Here is a 15,727-nt window from a genome sequence, read left to right on the forward strand (position 1 = left end):
TAACAGAATTAACCAGATTATTAAATAGAGAAGGATTTTTATGGTGTCAGCCACAAGAAATTAGTCAACAAGCATTATCACAAAAGTTTTTAACTTTTCCATCAATTTTATTTGAAAAAGTATTTAAAGAATTACTACCTCATTTTCGACAAAAATGGTTGATGAGAAAATCGAGACCATTACCAGGTAGCGTACAATTTGCCTTAAAAAACTTTGAAAATATCTGGATAGCAGATGGCTCAACATTAGAAGCGTTATTTCGTAAACTCGATAGTTTATCAGATGTTTCAATTGGTCAATTATCCGGAAAAATGGGAGTAATTATAGACCTAGTAACTCATCTTCCCGAAGAAATTTATTTTTGGGAAAATCCGAAACAAGCAGATACTCATTGGGAAGAAGATTTACTAAAAAAAGTTAAGCCAAAAACCTTGCTGTTATTGGATATAGGCTTCTATCACTTCGCTTTTTGGTCAAAATTAATTGAGCAAGAAATTGGATTTATTACTCGGATAAAGAAAGGTGCATCTTATCAAGTAAAGCGGGTATTAACCAATACTTATGATGTTAAAGACCAAATAATTCAGATAGGTGCAGGGACAAAAAAAACACCATCTTTAACTATAAGATTAGTACAAATTCGCTCAAAAAATTCCTGGCGTTCTTATCTGACAAGTGTCCAAGAACCCAAAATACTGCCGCCTTATGTAGTGGCAGATTTATATCAAAGACGCTGGCGAATTGAAGAGGCATTTTGTACAGTAAAGAGACTCCTAAATTTAAGTTATTTATGGACAGGTTCGAGCAATGGAATCCAGCTACAAATCTGGGGTACTTGGCTATTTTATGCGGTTTTAGTAGACTTGGGAGATGCCGTTGCGGATGAATTAGGAGTGCCCATTGAACGTATTTCATTAGAAATGATTTATCGGGGAATGTATCATTTTTCTGTTGCTTATCAAAAAGGATTAGCTTCTGACCTAGTTAAGTATTTTGCCGACGCGAAAAATCAAGATTTAGGGATCGTTAAGCGACTGCGAAAACCTCATGTCAGGCTAATCATTTCTCCTTTCCCTGGAACTCAAAGAAGTCCCGAACAATTTTTTTTCAATAATGAATGAACAAATGGAGTCATATTTTAATTGGTATCTCGGTAAAAAATGAGTAAGATTACTCATTGACAACAGTGTTTTTAGCTTAACTTGTGAGTAATGACGATCGCCTGGGCGATCGTCCTTTTATTTGCTGCACGTATTATCCGGTTTTAGGCTTGTCTGAATCCAAGATTATTTGCGGTTGTTGAGCCATTTAGCCGCAACTATTCCCAAAATACCCGCAACAACTGGATTGCCCAAAAACTTCATCAAACTCGGCTGTTCGGCCAGCACTTCTCGGAAGATATCCGGGTGATTGTGATAGGTGAACGAGGCCAGCTTGGTAACATCGTCAGCATTCATGCGGCTGGCGTGGTGGGTAGAAAGTCCTAGCTGCTTTTCCAATTGGCGATCGTCCAATCCTCTCTTGCCCAAATGCTTGAAGAATTCGCGGGCCACGTCGTCGCGTTCATTGGGCTTAATTTGGGCGATCGCCTTTTGCAATTCCGGTTCCAACTGAGCCGGCGGGAGAGAGTCGTGATTCAGGGAACGCCCGAATAATTGTTTGCGCTGAGCCGGCGAAGTTCTCTGAGCAAAATCGTCAAAGTTTTCGTAATCTTCACCAGTTGTCTCCGGCATCATTTCTCGATTTCCCTGGGCCAAATCGCTCATGATTTGACGCTTGTAATTATCGCTGCTACTCATGGTAAGTTTTTTCCAATCTACACAACATTTCAGTCTTAAATTGAGATTGTTTCGCCTTCAAAAAACTGCGGAATATTAAACCGCCACGCGGCTATCATTTAAGCTTGCTAACCGGGTCAAGACTTGTATTCAATCTGATTTGATTGCTGGTCGTACTTAGCAGTCAAAATCAGTTTTTTGTCAGGAGCGTAAACCAAAACACTTACATCCTGATTTGGGAAATTGCGGTGAAAACCTTGTGCTAGAGATTTCGCCAAATCTTTCACTTCAGTCGGGCGGACTTGCGGGGTAATTACAACTCCCAATTTGTTATTGTCGCGGACGTAAGCATCCTGAACCAAGCCCTGAGCCGTCTTTGTTACCCATTGACCAAAATCTTGACCGGCGGCGGTATTGCCACGTTCTAGCTGCGCGTAATAACCCTGAATGCCACCAATTGCTACAGGTACATCAGTCGGTTTTTGGGCTGAAACGCTGGGCGCGCAGGCAGTAGTAACTGCCAGCATTAATACCAAGAGTAAGCCCGCAATTATTTTGCGACTCTGCTGTAATAAACTCACCTTTTTTCCTCCGTTCAGAAAACACTTGGAATACTTGAAAGGGTCAGGTTGCTCGACCCTCTCAATTAGTATTAGGCTTAGTCTAGTTTCTTTTTGAGCTCATCTTTTACATCTTCGATCGCGTGACCAGCTTCAGCTTTGGCCTGCTTGGCTTTGCCTTCTGCTTTATCCTTCGGATCGCCAGTAACATTGCCTAGGGCTTCTTGAGCTGCGCCTGCGATGTTGTTGCCAGTTGCCTTTGCTCTATCTTTAGTGCTCATGGGTTTCTCCCTATCTGTATCTCAGACATTTTTTACTTTATAAACTCATCATAGGTAACTAGGATCTGCGTTGCACTCTACCTCTAGGAAGAAAGAATGAACAAAAAATGAAGAGGGAACATGGAAGATGGAAAAATAATTTTTCCATTTTAGACAGACTGCCACTTTCATACTTAAGCTGTGTTGCATCTAGATTGCCTATGGTATTTGAGAGGGAGAGGGGGAGAAGAGGAGAGGGGGAGAGGATTTGACGATTGTTGATCGGGACTCGAAATATACAATTTAAATGCACAACAGCTTACCGTCTTTTTTTACCGTTTCTGCTGGCGGCAATTAAGTATTTTTGTAAAAAACTGCTGGATGGTCGCCCGTGCGTCCCAGACTATTTTTTTAAACCCCAAATAATTTATAATTTTTAAATTATATTTAATTCTGCTTTAAAAAGGCGGGTGTGGGCAAGACCGCATCTTACCCACACCCAAACAAATTCCGTATTAGTTTTAATCTACCTTGTGATGACATTCTTCATCTATTCTGTGCTCAAGTTCTTCTTTCAACTGTTCGACAGCGCGCATAGTTTGAGCAGCTTCTTGTTTTTGCTGACCGAGGGCTTTTTCTGTTTCCTCGCCGAGCAATGTTTCCCTTGATTTTGGTAGCGTTACTTGATTTTCGCTGCCAGTGTGGGTCGCATTTTCTTCAGTATTCATTAGTTTTTCCCCTATTGTTTGCAAAAATTATTTTTAACAAGGGTACTTAGAAGTTAACCTTATATATATCATAAGGGAAATCACGAATACTTCCCTCTGCCTGAAGGGAGATAGAGCCTGGTGAAGAGTTTTGAGTTATATAGTTAAGATAAATTACGGAGACTTCCATTGGCCCAAAAGGAGATAGGGGAAGGGGAATAGTGGGTGAGATTGCTTGGTGAGTCGCAAGGCGCGGGCAGTGAGTGAGTTGGGGAAAGGGGAGGAGGGGGGAGAATTTTTCTGCGGCGCGATCGCCATAAGTGCCTTTTGTCGTTGGATGAGGCTGTTTCGCGAGCCGTAAAAGATGAAGAGAGAAATAGGCGACAGATTTAGTGCAGACTTAAGTCAGATGTAGAGCAGTTTGACCGTTAAAATCAACAGGGTGCACCGATTCCCAAGTTTGGTGGCGATCGGGTTAAATAATCTGCTAAACAAGAGTTAGCGTCAGGGCTAACTTCCAGCAGGATCGAACTAAAATTTCTGTTATTAGTAAAAAAAAATTATCTAAAACCCTATGGGAGCAAGGAGCAGTCACCCCCTCGAAGCAGCCGGCCCGACTCGTGAGCCGATCAAAATAGGCGTGTTGCATTCGCTGACGGGTACGATGTCCATCAGCGAAATTTCTGTTAAAGATGCGACGCTGTTGGCTGTTGAGGAAATTAATGCGGCGGGAGGGGTGCTCGGACGCCCCTTGGAAGCGCTTATAGAAGATGGAGCCAGCGATTTGCAAACTTTTGCCCAAAAAGCTAAGCAATTGCTCCTAGAAGCGCAGGTGGCGGTGGTATTTGGCTGTTGGACTTCGGCGAGCCGCAAAGCTGTACAGCCGGCTTTCGAGCAAGGCAGCGGGTTGCTGTTCTATCCAGTGCAGTATGAAGGGCTAGAACAGTGTCGGAATATTTTCTACACTGGTGCTGCCCCCAACCAACAGATTGTGCCTGGGGTGAATTACTTGCTGGCACAGGGAAAGCGGAAAATTTTCCTGTTGGGTTCGGATTATATCTTTCCCCGCACGGCAAATCGGATTGTGAAAGCTCAACTGGCGGCACTGGGGGGAGAGTTGGCGGGGGAAGTGTATCTGCCGCTGGGTTCTAGGGAAGTGGGTGAGGCGATCGCACATATCTTAGCAGTGAAACCCGATGCGATTCTCAACACTCTCAACGGCGACACCAATGTGGCTTTTTTCCAAAAGTTGCGGGAAGCTGGCGTGAAACCCGAGGATTTGCCGGTGATGTCGGTCAGCGTAGCAGAAGAGGAAGTGCGGGCGATCGGGGCGTCCAATATTGCTGGACATTTGGTGGTTTGGAACTATTTTCAAACGGTGGATACACCGGAAAATCGGAAATTTGTCAAGGCTTATAAAGCCCGATACGGGGAAAATCGAGTCACGGATGACCCGATCGAAGCGGCTTATTTGGGTGTTTACCTCTGGAAGCAAGCAGTAGAAAAAGCTGGTTCGACAGATGTGGTTAAAGTCAGGGCTGCTGCTAAAAATATTGAGTTGGCAGCGCCTTCGGGCAAGGTAAAAATAGATGCCCAAACTCAGCATATCTGGAAAACAGTGCGGATTGGCAAGGTGAGGGTGGACGGTCAAATTGAGGAGATTTGGAATTCCGGCGCATCGGTTCGGCCAGATCCTTTTCTCAAGGGCTATCCTTGGGCGGCGGCACTTGCTACGAGGGGGATTTCTCTGGGAACTCGGGTGTCTTTGAGCGGGCTGTTTGTCATATTGGTACTGATAACTTGGATGGCGGTGGGAGTCGGGTGGATGGGTTCTATGGAGATGAAGAACTATTTGCTGACAATAGAGGCTGCCTCACATCCGGCGGCGGGGGTTTCTGAGGCAGCAATGGCGGTGCTGGTGCAGCAAACTCTCTTGGTGGCGAGCCGCACTCAGCACTGGCTGATGGGGGCTTTGGTTTTGAGTTTGATCGCGGGGATAGTGGCTTTTGTGTCGGTGTCGGCAATTATTCGGAATCTGGGCTTGCTGCGGGAAACTGCCGAACAGATGGCCAGCGGTGATTTGACGGCTCGATCGCCTGTTGTTTCTAATGACGCGATCGGGGTGCTATCTTCTACTCTCAATACAATGGCTCAGCAAATTAGCAGTTTGCTCAACGGTTTGGAAGTGCGGCAGCGGCAGCTAGAGGAACGATCGGGGGAATTGGAAGTCGCTAAGAATGCTGCCGAAGCTGCCAACCGGGCGAAAAGCACTTTTTTGGCAAATATGACTCACGAGTTGCGGACGCCTTTGAATGCGATTATCGGCTACAGCGAGCTGCTGCAAGAAGAGGCTCTGGAACTCGGCGAAGAAGAGTTTGTGATGGATTTGGCAAGCATTAATATGGCAGGCAAGCAGTTGCTCAACATTATTAGTGACATCCTGGATATTTCTAAAATTGAAGCAGGAAAGATGACTCTTTTCTTGGAGACTTTTGAGGTGTGGGATTTGATAGAGCAGGTTGTCACTACTGTTCAACCGACGCTAGGGAAAAATGGCAATACTTTGATCGTCAATTGCGATCGCAATATTGGCACGATCTACTCCGATTCGTCGAAGCTGCGGCAAGCGCTGTTGAATTTGGTGAGCAATGCTGCTAAGTTTACGGATCAAGGCAAAATTAGGATTAATGTTTGGAAAGAAGAAGGGAAGGTTTTGCCGATCGACAATTCCGAAGAACTCTCGGCAGATCCTTCTCGGTGTCAACAGCCTTGGATCGTCTTTCAAGTAACAGATACCGGCATCGGCATGACTGAGGATCAGGTGTCGAGGCTGTTCGGAGCTTTCGCTCAAGCGGACGATTCTACTACCCGCAAATACGGCGGCACCGGTTTGGGGCTGACAATTAGCCGGAAATTTTGCCAGATGATGGGCGGAGACATTACGGTTGAGAGCGAGTTTGATTGCGGTTCTAGTTTTACGATCCGGTTGCCGATTGCGGTTAAAAGCCCGAAAGAAGCGCAGGAAGATCGAGAAATCGCAGAAATGCAGCCGAAGTATGGCGAGGAGTTAGAAACGAGTGTAGCGGCGACTGAAGAGAAGCAAAAAGCAGTGCGATCGCAACCGCTGGATTTGCCCGATGCTGCTACTGTGCTGGTGATTGACGACGATCCAGACGCGCGGGATTTGATGACTCGCTGCTTGTCGAAACAGGGATTTCGGGTGCGATCGTCGGCTAGCGGTCAAGGGGGGCTTTTGTTGGCTAAGGAGTTGCTGCCCGACGCGATTATTCTGGACGTGATGATGCCAAGTATGGACGGCTGGGCGGTGCTGTCGGCATTGAAAGCCGATCGAGATTTGGTTGATATTCCAGTGATTATGATAACTTTTTTGGACGACCAAAATCAGGGTTTGGAATTGGGAGCGGCGGAGTATGTGAGGAAGCCTGTGGATTACAAGCGCTTTGCTGCTTTATTGAGCAAATATCAGGGTATCGAGAAGTAGTTAGTTGACTGTTAGCAGTGGTTATTAGTTATTAGTTATTAGTTATTAGTTATTGGTAGCAGATGACAACTAACAACTAACAACTAACAACTGACTAATTAATCTAAGAAGCCCATTAATGCCGAGCTATCGTCAATTTCGTTTGAGGCAATTGGTCGATTTCCTCCCATTGTGGAGTAAACTTCATCAATGTGAAGAGTGCTGATGCCAATAGGGCGGGCACCGGACATACTGAACATTTCACTGACTTGCATGGCGCTGGAACCGATCGGGCGATTGCCGATGGTAGCAACCACTTCAAAGTCGCTGGATTCGACTGGGCGATTGCCTACAATGCCGTAGGTTTCGCTGAGGTGCAGGGTGCTAATGCCGATCGGGCGATTCCCCGACATCGAGACGGTCTCGCTGATGGTAAAATCGTCTGGGCCGACAGGGCGGTTGTCATGCATGAGTTGCGGCCGATAAAGTTGAATTCCTGTTGCTTTGGCATCCGTGGGTTCTGTCGGTTGGCTTTTGGAACTGCCTTTGCCGCGGCGGGCGATCGCTTTGCCTTTGCCTGTACCTGTGCTGCGCGTATCCATAATTCTTTTCCTCGCTTACTGCTGTTGATTGCTGGGTTCGGACAACTGCTTTTCTTGGCTTTCTGCTTGCTATTTCGGCCGATGATTAAAATAATATTACAAAGTCTAACTATTTTTTTAACGAAATTGCAGAATCTCTGCATTTTTGTTAAGATTTATGGGTAATAGCTACATTTTCCTATGGTAACTGCGGCAGCATCTTTTCAATTGCAAGCGCCCTTCCAGCCCACAGGCGACCAACCGCTAGCGATCGAGCAACTCGTCAAAGGCATCGAAGCGGGCGATCGATTTCAAACCTTACTCGGTGCCACAGGTACGGGCAAAACCTTCTCCATTGCCTCGGTGATTGAAAAAGTCGGCAGACCCACCTTAGTCCTAGCACACAACAAAACCCTGGCTGCTCAACTGTGCAACGAACTGCGAAATTTTTTCCCGAACAATGCAGTCGAATACTTTGTCAGTTATTACGACTACTACCAACCTGAAGCATACATCGCCGTCACCGATACTTTCATTGAGAAAACGGCCGCAATTAATGACGAGATCGATATGTTGCGGCACTCCGCCACGCGATCGCTCTTTGAACGCCGCGACGTAATTGTAGTTGCTTCAATTAGCTGCATCTACGGTTTGGGAATGCCCGCAGAATACCTGAAAGCTGCTATTCCTTTGCGAGTAGGAATGGAAGTCAACCAGCGGCAAGTTTTGCGAGATTTAGTTAATGTCCAATACAGTCGCAACGACATAGATTTAGGCAGAGGCAAATTTCGCGTCAAAGGCGATGTTTTGGAAATTGGCCCTGCTTACGAAGATAGAATTATTCGCGTCGAATTCTTCGGCGACGAAATTGATGCCATTCGCTACGTTGACCCCGTAACGGGTAAAATCCTGCAAAGTTCAACCGCTTTAAATATTTATCCAGCGCGCCACTTTGTCACGGCAGAAGATAAATTAGAGGCGGCTTGCCAAGGGATAGAACTCGAATTAGAAGACCGACTGGCAGAATTTGAAAAAGAGGGGAAACTATTAGAAGCTCAGCGGTTGGAACAGCGCACCCGCTACGATTTGGAAATGCTGCGCGAGGTAGGATACTGCAACGGAGTCGAGAATTATTCGCGGCATTTAGCAGGGAGAAATGCGGGGGAACCGCCAGAATGTTTGATTGATTATTTCCCGAAAGATTGGATGTTGGTGATAGATGAATCTCACGTCACAGTGCCGCAAATTCGGGGGATGTACAACGGCGACCAAGCGCGGAAAAAAGTATTGATAGAACACGGTTTCCGCTTGCCCAGCGCTGCCGATAACCGCCCTTTAAAAGCAGAGGAATTCTGGGCAAAAGAAAATCAGTGCATCTTTGTTTCTGCTACGCCTGGGGATTGGGAAATGGAGATATCGGAAGGCAGAGTTGCAGAGCAAGTAATTCGCCCTACCGGAGTAATAGATCCGACAATTTTCGTGCGCCCGACGGAAGGACAAATTGATGATTTGTTGGGGGAAATTAAGGAGAGAGTAAGTCGGGACGAGCGAGTTTTGGTGACGACTTTAACCAAGCGGATGGCGGAAGATTTAACTGAATATTTGCAGGAAAGGGGAATTAGAGTGCGGTATTTGCACTCGGAAATTCAGTCGATTCAACGCATCGAAATTATCCAAGATTTGCAGGATGGTAAGTTTGATGTATTGATTGGTGTTAACTTGCTGCGGGAAGGTTTGGATTTGCCGGAAGTTTCGCTGGTGGTAATTTTGGATGCGGATAAAGAGGGGTTTTTGCGATCGGGACGTTCTTTGATTCAAACGATTGGAAGGGCGGCGCGGCACGTTCAGGGACAGGCTATTTTGTACGCGGATAATTTGACGGATAGTATGGTTAAGGCGATCGACGAAACCGATCGGCGCCGGGGGATTCAGCTAGCATACAATAAGATGCACGGGATTACGCCGCAGCCGATCGCCAAAAAGCGATCGAGTAATGCGATTTTGGCATTTTTGGATGTGTCGCGCAAGCTGAATTCTCAGCAGTTGGATGAGGTTTACGAACAGGTAAACGAGTTATCTTTGGATGAGATTCCTCAGTTAATCGGGCGGTTGGAAGCGCAGATGAAGGCGGCGGCTAAGAAGTTGGAGTTTGAGGAGGCAGGTAAATTGCGCGATCGGATCAAGCATTTGCGGGATAAGCTATTGGGACATTAAGGAAGAGTGGGAGGATATGATGTTCGATCGCATTACCTTCGATCCAAAAATTATGGGAGGAAGAGCTTGCATTCGAGGAATGCGAATTACTGTTTCTTTGGTAGTGAGTTTGGTAGCAAATGGGATGAGTGTAGAGGAAATTTTGGCAGCTTATCCTTATTTGGAAGCTGAGGATATTAAAGCTAGTCTCCGGTATCAACTCTCAACCTGAATGCTATGAATGCACCCACTCGTTTAGAGTTTCCCATTGCTAAGGCGCAGTATCTCTTCAGCAGTGCCACGGAAGCAGGAGTAGGCGGAGATAAGCAGAAATTCTGGCGGGAGGGAGGTGATGCGGTTTGAGTCACCGGAGGCGATTCGAGACGCAATTATAGCCCAAATCTCGCTAGAATTGTTACAGCCAGTCGGACAGAATGACTATGGAGAACGCTACCAAGCTATTATTTTAGTTACAGGGCGATCGGGAGTATCTTGGCAAATCCGTACAGGTTGGATTGTTTTATTTGGTGAAGATATTGCTAGATTTGTTACCGCATTTCCTCAACGCTTTGGGAGACAGCAATGAGCAAATTTCAGTTATTGGATGCAGTGACTTTAACCGAAGCAGTCGCCATCGCTGATGGCGAGATTGCACCGCCACAAACAGCCGGGACAATTGTTGAGGTTTTCAAGAACGGTGAAGCTTATTTAGTAGAATTATTTGGCGGATGGGTGAAAGCAGAAGTTGGCGGGGATTTTGTGCCTGCAACTCAGGATGAACCGGGCGCATTTATGGAAACGATTGGTGTTGAAACAGTTTATCCGCATCAGTTGCAATTAGTAAAATCTGCCGACCAAATGATGGGGATTCGAGAGCATTTACTGTCGGTTTTAAATAATTTACCTGACGAGTTAGTGGCTGAAGTCTGCGACTTTGCAGAGTTTTTGCAGGAAAAACAGCAAAAAGTGCGATCGTATTAGGTAGCTGACTCACAAATTTTCTCTACCTTTTTATTGCCAAGGTCGATCGGGTTTGTTTCTTGAATCCGCCATTTAGCATAGGCGATAACTTCTTTAAAGTCTGCTTCTTCAAGTTCTGGATAAGTTTGGCGTATTTCTGCTGTCGAATAGTGAGACGCCATCATTGAGATGATAGTTTCAACAGTTATCGGTAAGTTGCGAATGCAAGGTTTTCCCGCCATGAATTCTGAATCGCAGGTAATTCTAGTAAATGGCTGGATATCTTCTTTACTATTCGTTGCACTTTCATTGTCCTGAATTACTATTCCAACTCCCGGAATAAAACGCACAGGCTTTGTGCCTTCGAGGGGGTCTACATCTCCCCAATCATAGGGGGGAATTTCATTATCGACGAGGTAAAGTTGACGCCAAGGCGATTTTGCCAATGCTTCCTCGGAAATGTCAGGAAAAAATATTAGCACTTCTCCAATGCGAACGGGAAAACCATTGAGTTTGCTCAAGCCATCTATAATGGCGGCTAAGACGGATAAGTCTAGATGGCTGAGGTTTTCTGCTTTTTCGATCAGTTGGTATACGGTTTCAGGATTGAGTGTTTCGCCCATAGCTTCGACTAAGTTTTCGGGGGTGAAACCTCGACATTTCAAGTATTCGGCTAGTTGTAAGCGAATTGTACTCATGGTTTTAGTTGAGAAAGATTTTAGGGTGAAGTGCGATCGCCCTTTACCATTGTCCTATTTTTTGGATGGGAAGGGCGATCGTACTTTCTATGAGATTCCTAGTCGGTATGCTGCATATTCGCGATCGTACCCAGAGGAGGTAATGCCGTAAATTTTGGGCGGACATCCGGCATCTCCGGCTGCTTCGGCAATTGTCGAAAAAAGTTTTGTTACATCGCTATATTTGAACACCTCATCAAGTTGATAGCTTAATCTTTTACTTCTTCCGTTTCTTTGAAAATATCCTCATCATCTTCAATTTCATCAGATTCTTCTTCATCTTCCTCAAAAGAGTCAAGCGAATCTCGAACTTCAGCAAAAGAATCATCCGATTCAGAAGATTTTTCTATCTGCTCATCAATAAATTCAACTTCCGGTAATATCACATGAAAATCTTTTCTCCAAACGGAAATCAAAGATTCATTCCAGTTAACCTCGCTGCTGACATCATCTCTAGTACGTTTGATCAAGTCTCTCACGCCCTCAGAGGAATCTAGCAATATCATTCTAACCAGGTCTATACATTTATCAGTCCCAGAGCCTGTAGTGATCATGGTTAGTTTTTCATTGGATCGCACTAGAACACTAGACCAATGGGGTGCATTTCGGTTAAAAAATCCCTCTTTATCCATTTTAGTAATACTAAGCGATATCGCATCAAGAATCGCTGGAATACGGTACTCTATTCTTATCTTAAGTAGGAACCTTGAAACAGCGGAAAAAAGAATTTTTTGCCCTAATATAGTATACAAAATGTTAGAATCTCGTAATTCTTTTATAGTTGCTTTTTGGTTTGCACTTAATCTAGATTGCTCCGGTTGAGTAGGAATATTGATACCAACGTAATTAATCTGTGATACCCAATCCTTGAATGGCTGAAGTTCAGTGAAAAACCACTTAAGCAATGATTTTGTACTTATTTCAGGAAGTTTAGGATGAGACTCGTAATAATTTTCCAGAGCCATATTACGCTCAGTTGGTGAATTGAATGATTTCTTTAAAGCTTGCTTCTGATAATCTTTCAATAGTTCAATAGTACATTGGCTAACCAAATCTAGAGTCGTTAGATAGGGTTCTGATTGGGTCAAGTTTCTTGATTTGGAAGACCATTTAACAAATTTATCTTCAAGCACTTCTTCCTCTAAAAGTTTTCTAGGAATCAATGCTGATATTTTACTGTCATCCAGCAATAATTGAGTTTGTTTATCGATTGATTTTGCAGTCTTGTTGATAACTGTAAAAATATTGCGAGTTGCTTTGATTATTTCATCTCTTACTGTTTCACTTAAGTCGGCATGACCAACTCTACCAAGATTACCAAATACTAGATAAACAACTGGTATGTCAAAAGTTTCGTCGCAATTGAAATTCTCATTTATTTGTTGAGGAGTTAAAGGCTCTTTTCCAGTATAGGCGTTCCAGTATCTCTTTAATGAAAGAAGTCTATGTTGACCATCAATTACAATTCTAGCTACGTTTTTATATAGCTTTAAATTGACCCATTTTTCAACAGTTTTTCCCTGACTACTAACTTCAGAAAAGTCCCAAAACTCTCTTTGGTTATTCGAGTTGGGCAAAAGTACAACTACAATTGAATTAAAAAAGCGAATTCCACCCTGTGCTAGGTAAGAAAATATTTCTGTATTCGCTCTGTTTTCATCTAGTTTTCTCTGAACTCTTTCAGAAAAGCTCCAACTGCCTTGAATTTCATCAGCAAATCTAATATTTTCAACGGCATCACTTTGATCGAGAGTTGTTATGAAGTACCTAACTTCACCAAATTTACCACTGATTGCCTTATATTCTATCGTCTCTGGAGACTGATTATCTAATTCCATTTTCTAACTCCTCTGTGTATTAAACTTAGGTTGACATAGTTGAATTAACAGACTTTCTAACTCTCTAGAAATGTTTTTGGGGCAAGGTAAACAAACGAATAAAAATTCATCAGGGGCTCTGGAGTTTCCGTACCTTGATAAAAAACCATCGTCTCGATCCAAATGTTGGATAAATCTATCTCTTAAGTTGCTTGCTGTGCCGATGTAATCGGGGCGTTGGAAAATGCTACATGAGATCAGAAGACTTTTTAAAATTCTTCGTTCTTTAGGCTGAGAAACCGCTTGGATAAATTGCCCCATTTTTTGAGACAAACCAACTGACTCTCCACAAGTATCGACAATAAACTTACTTCTATTATCTTTTTCGGAAAATTTTGTTTTAAATACTGTACTTTTTAAACGATTATCTACACCATCAAACAAGTTATTTTCTAAAAAATCAAAAGCGTGATAAAAAGCATAAATCCCAGATTTTTCAGGAAGATCATCGGCGGCGGATATAGTTGCTGTTACTACAGTAAAATTTTTAAAAAAGTTGTCGTGGACTGTTTCTTCCATAGAGTAAAATTTTAAAAAGTATCGCTCACTTTTAACAATTAGCAGTATCTCACTTTTACTGCATGACTGGAGGAAGCTGTAACAACTCGTAACACCTCAGCAACAGGGCGATCGCCTTTTACCATTCTCCTATTTTATGGATGAATTGGCAGGTCGATCGCCCAAAACACCACCAAAACAAACTACTTGCCTAATACCGCAGCATCGGTAGTGCTAGCAAAAGCCGGACTAATAAACTCCTCCTTCTCTTCCAGCGTGATGTAACCCTTATCTACAGCTAGCTGCATCACTTCCTGAAGAAAACCTCTGAGCACATCTAATACGTGAGTGCGATCGAACTCAAACTGCTTTTCCCAGCACGAAGTCCCAAACTTGATCCAAGTGCAGTTAATCTTATTGTTGATCGGTACCAACATAATAGTGAACCAACTCTCACCAAAGTCTATTTCTATTGGTTTACCTTGCGATAGCTTCGCAATTTCCTTGGGAAAGTAATTGTCAATCATCATACAGATATCTGGATCTAAAAATACCTCTTTTTGAGCCTCACCTATTTCTATGAAAACTTTATGGTTGTATTCAAAACAGAAACATCGCCATCCCATTTCAAAATGAGAAAGCTCTCCCAATGGATCTTCAGGAGGATCTGCGTAGTTTTCTAAGAAACGCTCGGATAATTTAAAATTAAATTTTTGACTGCTATTCATCGCTGTTCATCCTAAACAATATAAAAACTTAATAAGTTGGGTTTCGTTTCGTGACCTCAACCCAACCTACTAATACCAAATTCGCGGTAAATTTTGCCTCTATTTCTTAGTCCGCGAAGGCAGACTTTGTTTGTGTAGTAGCGGTTTCAACCGCCGATAGAGGGAGTAATAAACTTACGGTGTCGGGTTAGGATACTTAGCGTGCACCGCATCGATTTCCGCTAGGATATGCTTATCCAAATTCACCTCCAAACTACCGATATTTTCCTCCAACTGTTCGAGACTTGTTGCACCAATAATTGTGCTAGTTACAAACCAGCGCGATCGCACATACGCCAAAGCCATCTGCGCCGGACTTATCCCATGTTTCCCCGCAATCTCAACATACGCTTTCACCGCATCGTTCAGATTAGTTTTATCGTAACGCTGACCAAATCCCGCAAATAAAGCCAACCTTGAATTTTCGGGAATTCCATTCAAGTATTTCCCCGTTAACAGCCCAAATCCCAAAGGACTATAAGCCATCAATCCCACATTCTTAAAGCGGCAAGTTTCTGCTAAATTTAGGTGGAATGTCCGATTGCTCAAACTGAAAGCATTCTGAATCGAAACAACTTTCGGCAAACCGTGTTTTTCCGCCAATGCACAAAACTCGCAAACTCCCCAAGGCGTCTCGTTACTCAAACCCAAATAGCGGATTTTGCCAGCTTTAATTAGGTCAGCAAATACCTCTAACTGTTCCAAAATCGGTACTGTTTCGTGTTCTTGGGCGATGTCGTAATCCGGCGCGCCAAATAGCGGGACGTAGCGATCGGGCCAGTGGATCTGATACAGGTCGATGTAGTCAGTTTGCAAGCGCTTCAGGCTGTCATTCAGGGCTTTTTCCACATTTGGGCGATCGATCTGATTTTTCCCTTCCCGAATCCACTTTAAGCGAGTGCTTCTGCCCGCCACTTTAGTCGCTATAATGACTTTATCCCGCTGCTGTTTCGCCAACCATTCGCCGATATATTCCTCTGTTTTACCCTGAGTTTCCGGTCTTCCAGGGACAGGATACATTTCTGCGGTATCGATAAAGTTGATGCCTCTGGCGATCGCCAAATCGAGCTGTTCGGCCGCTTCTGCAACGGTGTTCTGCTGGCCGTAAGTCATCGTACCCAAACAGATTTCAGATACTGATAAGTCGCTGTCGCCCAGTTTTTTGTATTCCATGAGTTTGATTGCTGGAAAAATATCTGATTCTATATTACAGAAAAACCTTGATTTAATTGACAACTCCAGAAAAGTGCGCGAGGCTTTCTCCTCTCTTCCTCTGCGCTCTCTGCGACCTCTGCGGTTAAAAACTTTTAAAAGATATCCGCACTTAA

The 15,727-nt window shown here is 43.9% G+C and carries 18 protein-coding genes; 8 read left to right on the forward strand and 10 right to left on the reverse strand.

All coding sequences use genetic code 11. The annotated features are described in order from the left end of the window. The coding region (locus QUB24_RS27040; RefSeq protein WP_333156690.1) for an IS4 family transposase at positions 1-1,121 on the forward strand (1,121 nt) is incomplete at its 5' end. 165 nt (positions 1,122-1,286) lie between these two features. Here the strand turns inward: QUB24_RS27040 and QUB24_RS27045 are convergent. The 4 genes from QUB24_RS27045 to QUB24_RS27060 form a co-directional block, all read right to left on the reverse strand. Continuing rightward, entirely contained in the window at positions 1,287-1,799 is a 513-nt protein-coding gene (locus tag QUB24_RS27045) for a hypothetical protein (protein WP_333156691.1), read from the reverse strand. Between the two features lie 116 nt (positions 1,800-1,915). Next, positions 1,916-2,359, reverse strand: coding sequence for a hypothetical protein (locus QUB24_RS27050; protein WP_333156692.1), 444 nt, complete (start codon positions 2,357-2,359; stop codon positions 1,916-1,918). Between the two features lie 77 nt (positions 2,360-2,436). After that, entirely contained in the window at positions 2,437-2,619 is a 183-nt protein-coding gene (locus tag QUB24_RS27055) for a CsbD family protein (protein ID WP_333156693.1), read from the reverse strand. Between the two features lie 500 nt (positions 2,620-3,119). After that, positions 3,120-3,326: a hypothetical protein gene (locus tag QUB24_RS27060; RefSeq protein ID WP_333156694.1), complete on the reverse strand. Its 207-nt coding sequence runs from the start codon at positions 3,324-3,326 to the stop codon at positions 3,120-3,122. 553 nt (positions 3,327-3,879) lie between these two features. On the opposite strand from QUB24_RS27060, the gene urtA reads away from it, so the two are divergent. Further along, a complete protein-coding gene (gene urtA / locus QUB24_RS27065) occupies positions 3,880-6,807 on the forward strand; it encodes an urea ABC transporter substrate-binding protein (protein ID WP_333156695.1) in 2,928 nt (975 codons plus the stop codon). A gap of 98 nt (positions 6,808-6,905) precedes the next feature. On the opposite strand, the gene QUB24_RS27070 is transcribed toward urtA, so the two are convergent. Next, positions 6,906-7,388: a hypothetical protein gene (locus tag QUB24_RS27070; RefSeq protein WP_333156696.1), complete on the reverse strand. Its 483-nt coding sequence runs from the start codon at positions 7,386-7,388 to the stop codon at positions 6,906-6,908. A gap of 180 nt (positions 7,389-7,568) precedes the next feature. Between QUB24_RS27070 and uvrB the strand changes: the two genes are divergently transcribed. The 5 genes from uvrB to QUB24_RS27095 are packed head-to-tail and all read left to right on the forward strand — an operon-like array spanning position 7,569 to position 10,541. Further along, positions 7,569-9,581 carry an excinuclease ABC subunit UvrB gene (uvrB, locus tag QUB24_RS27075; protein ID WP_333156697.1) on the forward strand — a complete coding sequence of 671 codons (2,013 nt, stop codon included), beginning with the start codon at positions 7,569-7,571 and terminating at the stop codon, positions 9,579-9,581. A 16-nt stretch (positions 9,582-9,597) separates the two neighbouring features. Continuing rightward, positions 9,598-9,792, forward strand: a complete 195-nt coding sequence (locus QUB24_RS27080; protein ID WP_333156698.1) for a DUF433 domain-containing protein — start codon at positions 9,598-9,600, stop codon at positions 9,790-9,792. Between the two features lie 5 nt (positions 9,793-9,797). Next, on the forward strand, positions 9,798-9,923 hold the full coding sequence (locus QUB24_RS27085) for a hypothetical protein (RefSeq protein ID WP_333156699.1): 126 nt from the start codon (positions 9,798-9,800) through the stop codon (positions 9,921-9,923). Beyond that, a complete protein-coding gene (locus tag QUB24_RS27090; protein WP_333156700.1) occupies positions 9,913-10,146 on the forward strand; it encodes a DUF6883 domain-containing protein in 234 nt (77 codons plus the stop codon). Before QUB24_RS27085 ends, QUB24_RS27090 begins: the two co-directional genes overlap by 11 nt. Continuing rightward, positions 10,143-10,541 (forward strand): DUF2281 domain-containing protein, encoded by a 399-nt coding sequence (locus QUB24_RS27095; RefSeq protein WP_333156701.1) that lies wholly within the window; start codon positions 10,143-10,145, stop codon positions 10,539-10,541. The genes QUB24_RS27090 and QUB24_RS27095 overlap by 4 nt, the downstream gene beginning before the upstream one ends. On the opposite strand, the gene QUB24_RS27100 is transcribed toward QUB24_RS27095, so the two are convergent. Then, a complete protein-coding gene (locus QUB24_RS27100; RefSeq protein WP_333156702.1) occupies positions 10,538-11,218 on the reverse strand; it encodes a DUF433 domain-containing protein in 681 nt (226 codons plus the stop codon). The two genes, QUB24_RS27095 and QUB24_RS27100, sit on opposite strands and share 4 nt — an antisense overlap. Here QUB24_RS27100 and QUB24_RS27105 point away from each other — a divergent pair. After that, positions 11,217-11,369: a hypothetical protein gene (locus QUB24_RS27105; protein WP_333156703.1), complete on the forward strand. Its 153-nt coding sequence runs from the start codon at positions 11,217-11,219 to the stop codon at positions 11,367-11,369. The two genes, QUB24_RS27100 and QUB24_RS27105, sit on opposite strands and share 2 nt — an antisense overlap. 97 nt (positions 11,370-11,466) lie before the next feature. On the opposite strand, the gene QUB24_RS27110 is transcribed toward QUB24_RS27105, so the two are convergent. From QUB24_RS27110 to QUB24_RS27125, 4 genes are all read right to left on the reverse strand, one after another. Then, positions 11,467-13,095 carry a DGQHR domain-containing protein gene (locus QUB24_RS27110; RefSeq protein ID WP_333156704.1) on the reverse strand — a complete coding sequence of 543 codons (1,629 nt, stop codon included), beginning with the start codon at positions 13,093-13,095 and terminating at the stop codon, positions 11,467-11,469. Between the two features lie 3 nt (positions 13,096-13,098). Continuing rightward, on the reverse strand, positions 13,099-13,653 hold the full coding sequence (locus tag QUB24_RS27115; RefSeq protein ID WP_333156705.1) for a GIY-YIG nuclease family protein: 555 nt from the start codon (positions 13,651-13,653) through the stop codon (positions 13,099-13,101). Between the two features lie 182 nt (positions 13,654-13,835). Next, positions 13,836-14,360: a hypothetical protein gene (locus QUB24_RS27120; protein ID WP_333156706.1), complete on the reverse strand. Its 525-nt coding sequence runs from the start codon at positions 14,358-14,360 to the stop codon at positions 13,836-13,838. Positions 14,361-14,534: 174 nt separating this feature from the next. Further along, positions 14,535-15,572: an NADP(H)-dependent aldo-keto reductase gene (locus QUB24_RS27125; protein ID WP_333156707.1), complete on the reverse strand. Its 1,038-nt coding sequence runs from the start codon at positions 15,570-15,572 to the stop codon at positions 14,535-14,537. Positions 15,573-15,727 lie beyond the last annotated feature (155 nt).

This window comes from Microcoleus sp. B9-D4 (assembly GCF_036705105.1).
Classification (GTDB): Bacteria; Cyanobacteriota; Cyanobacteriia; order Cyanobacteriales; family Microcoleaceae; genus Microcoleus.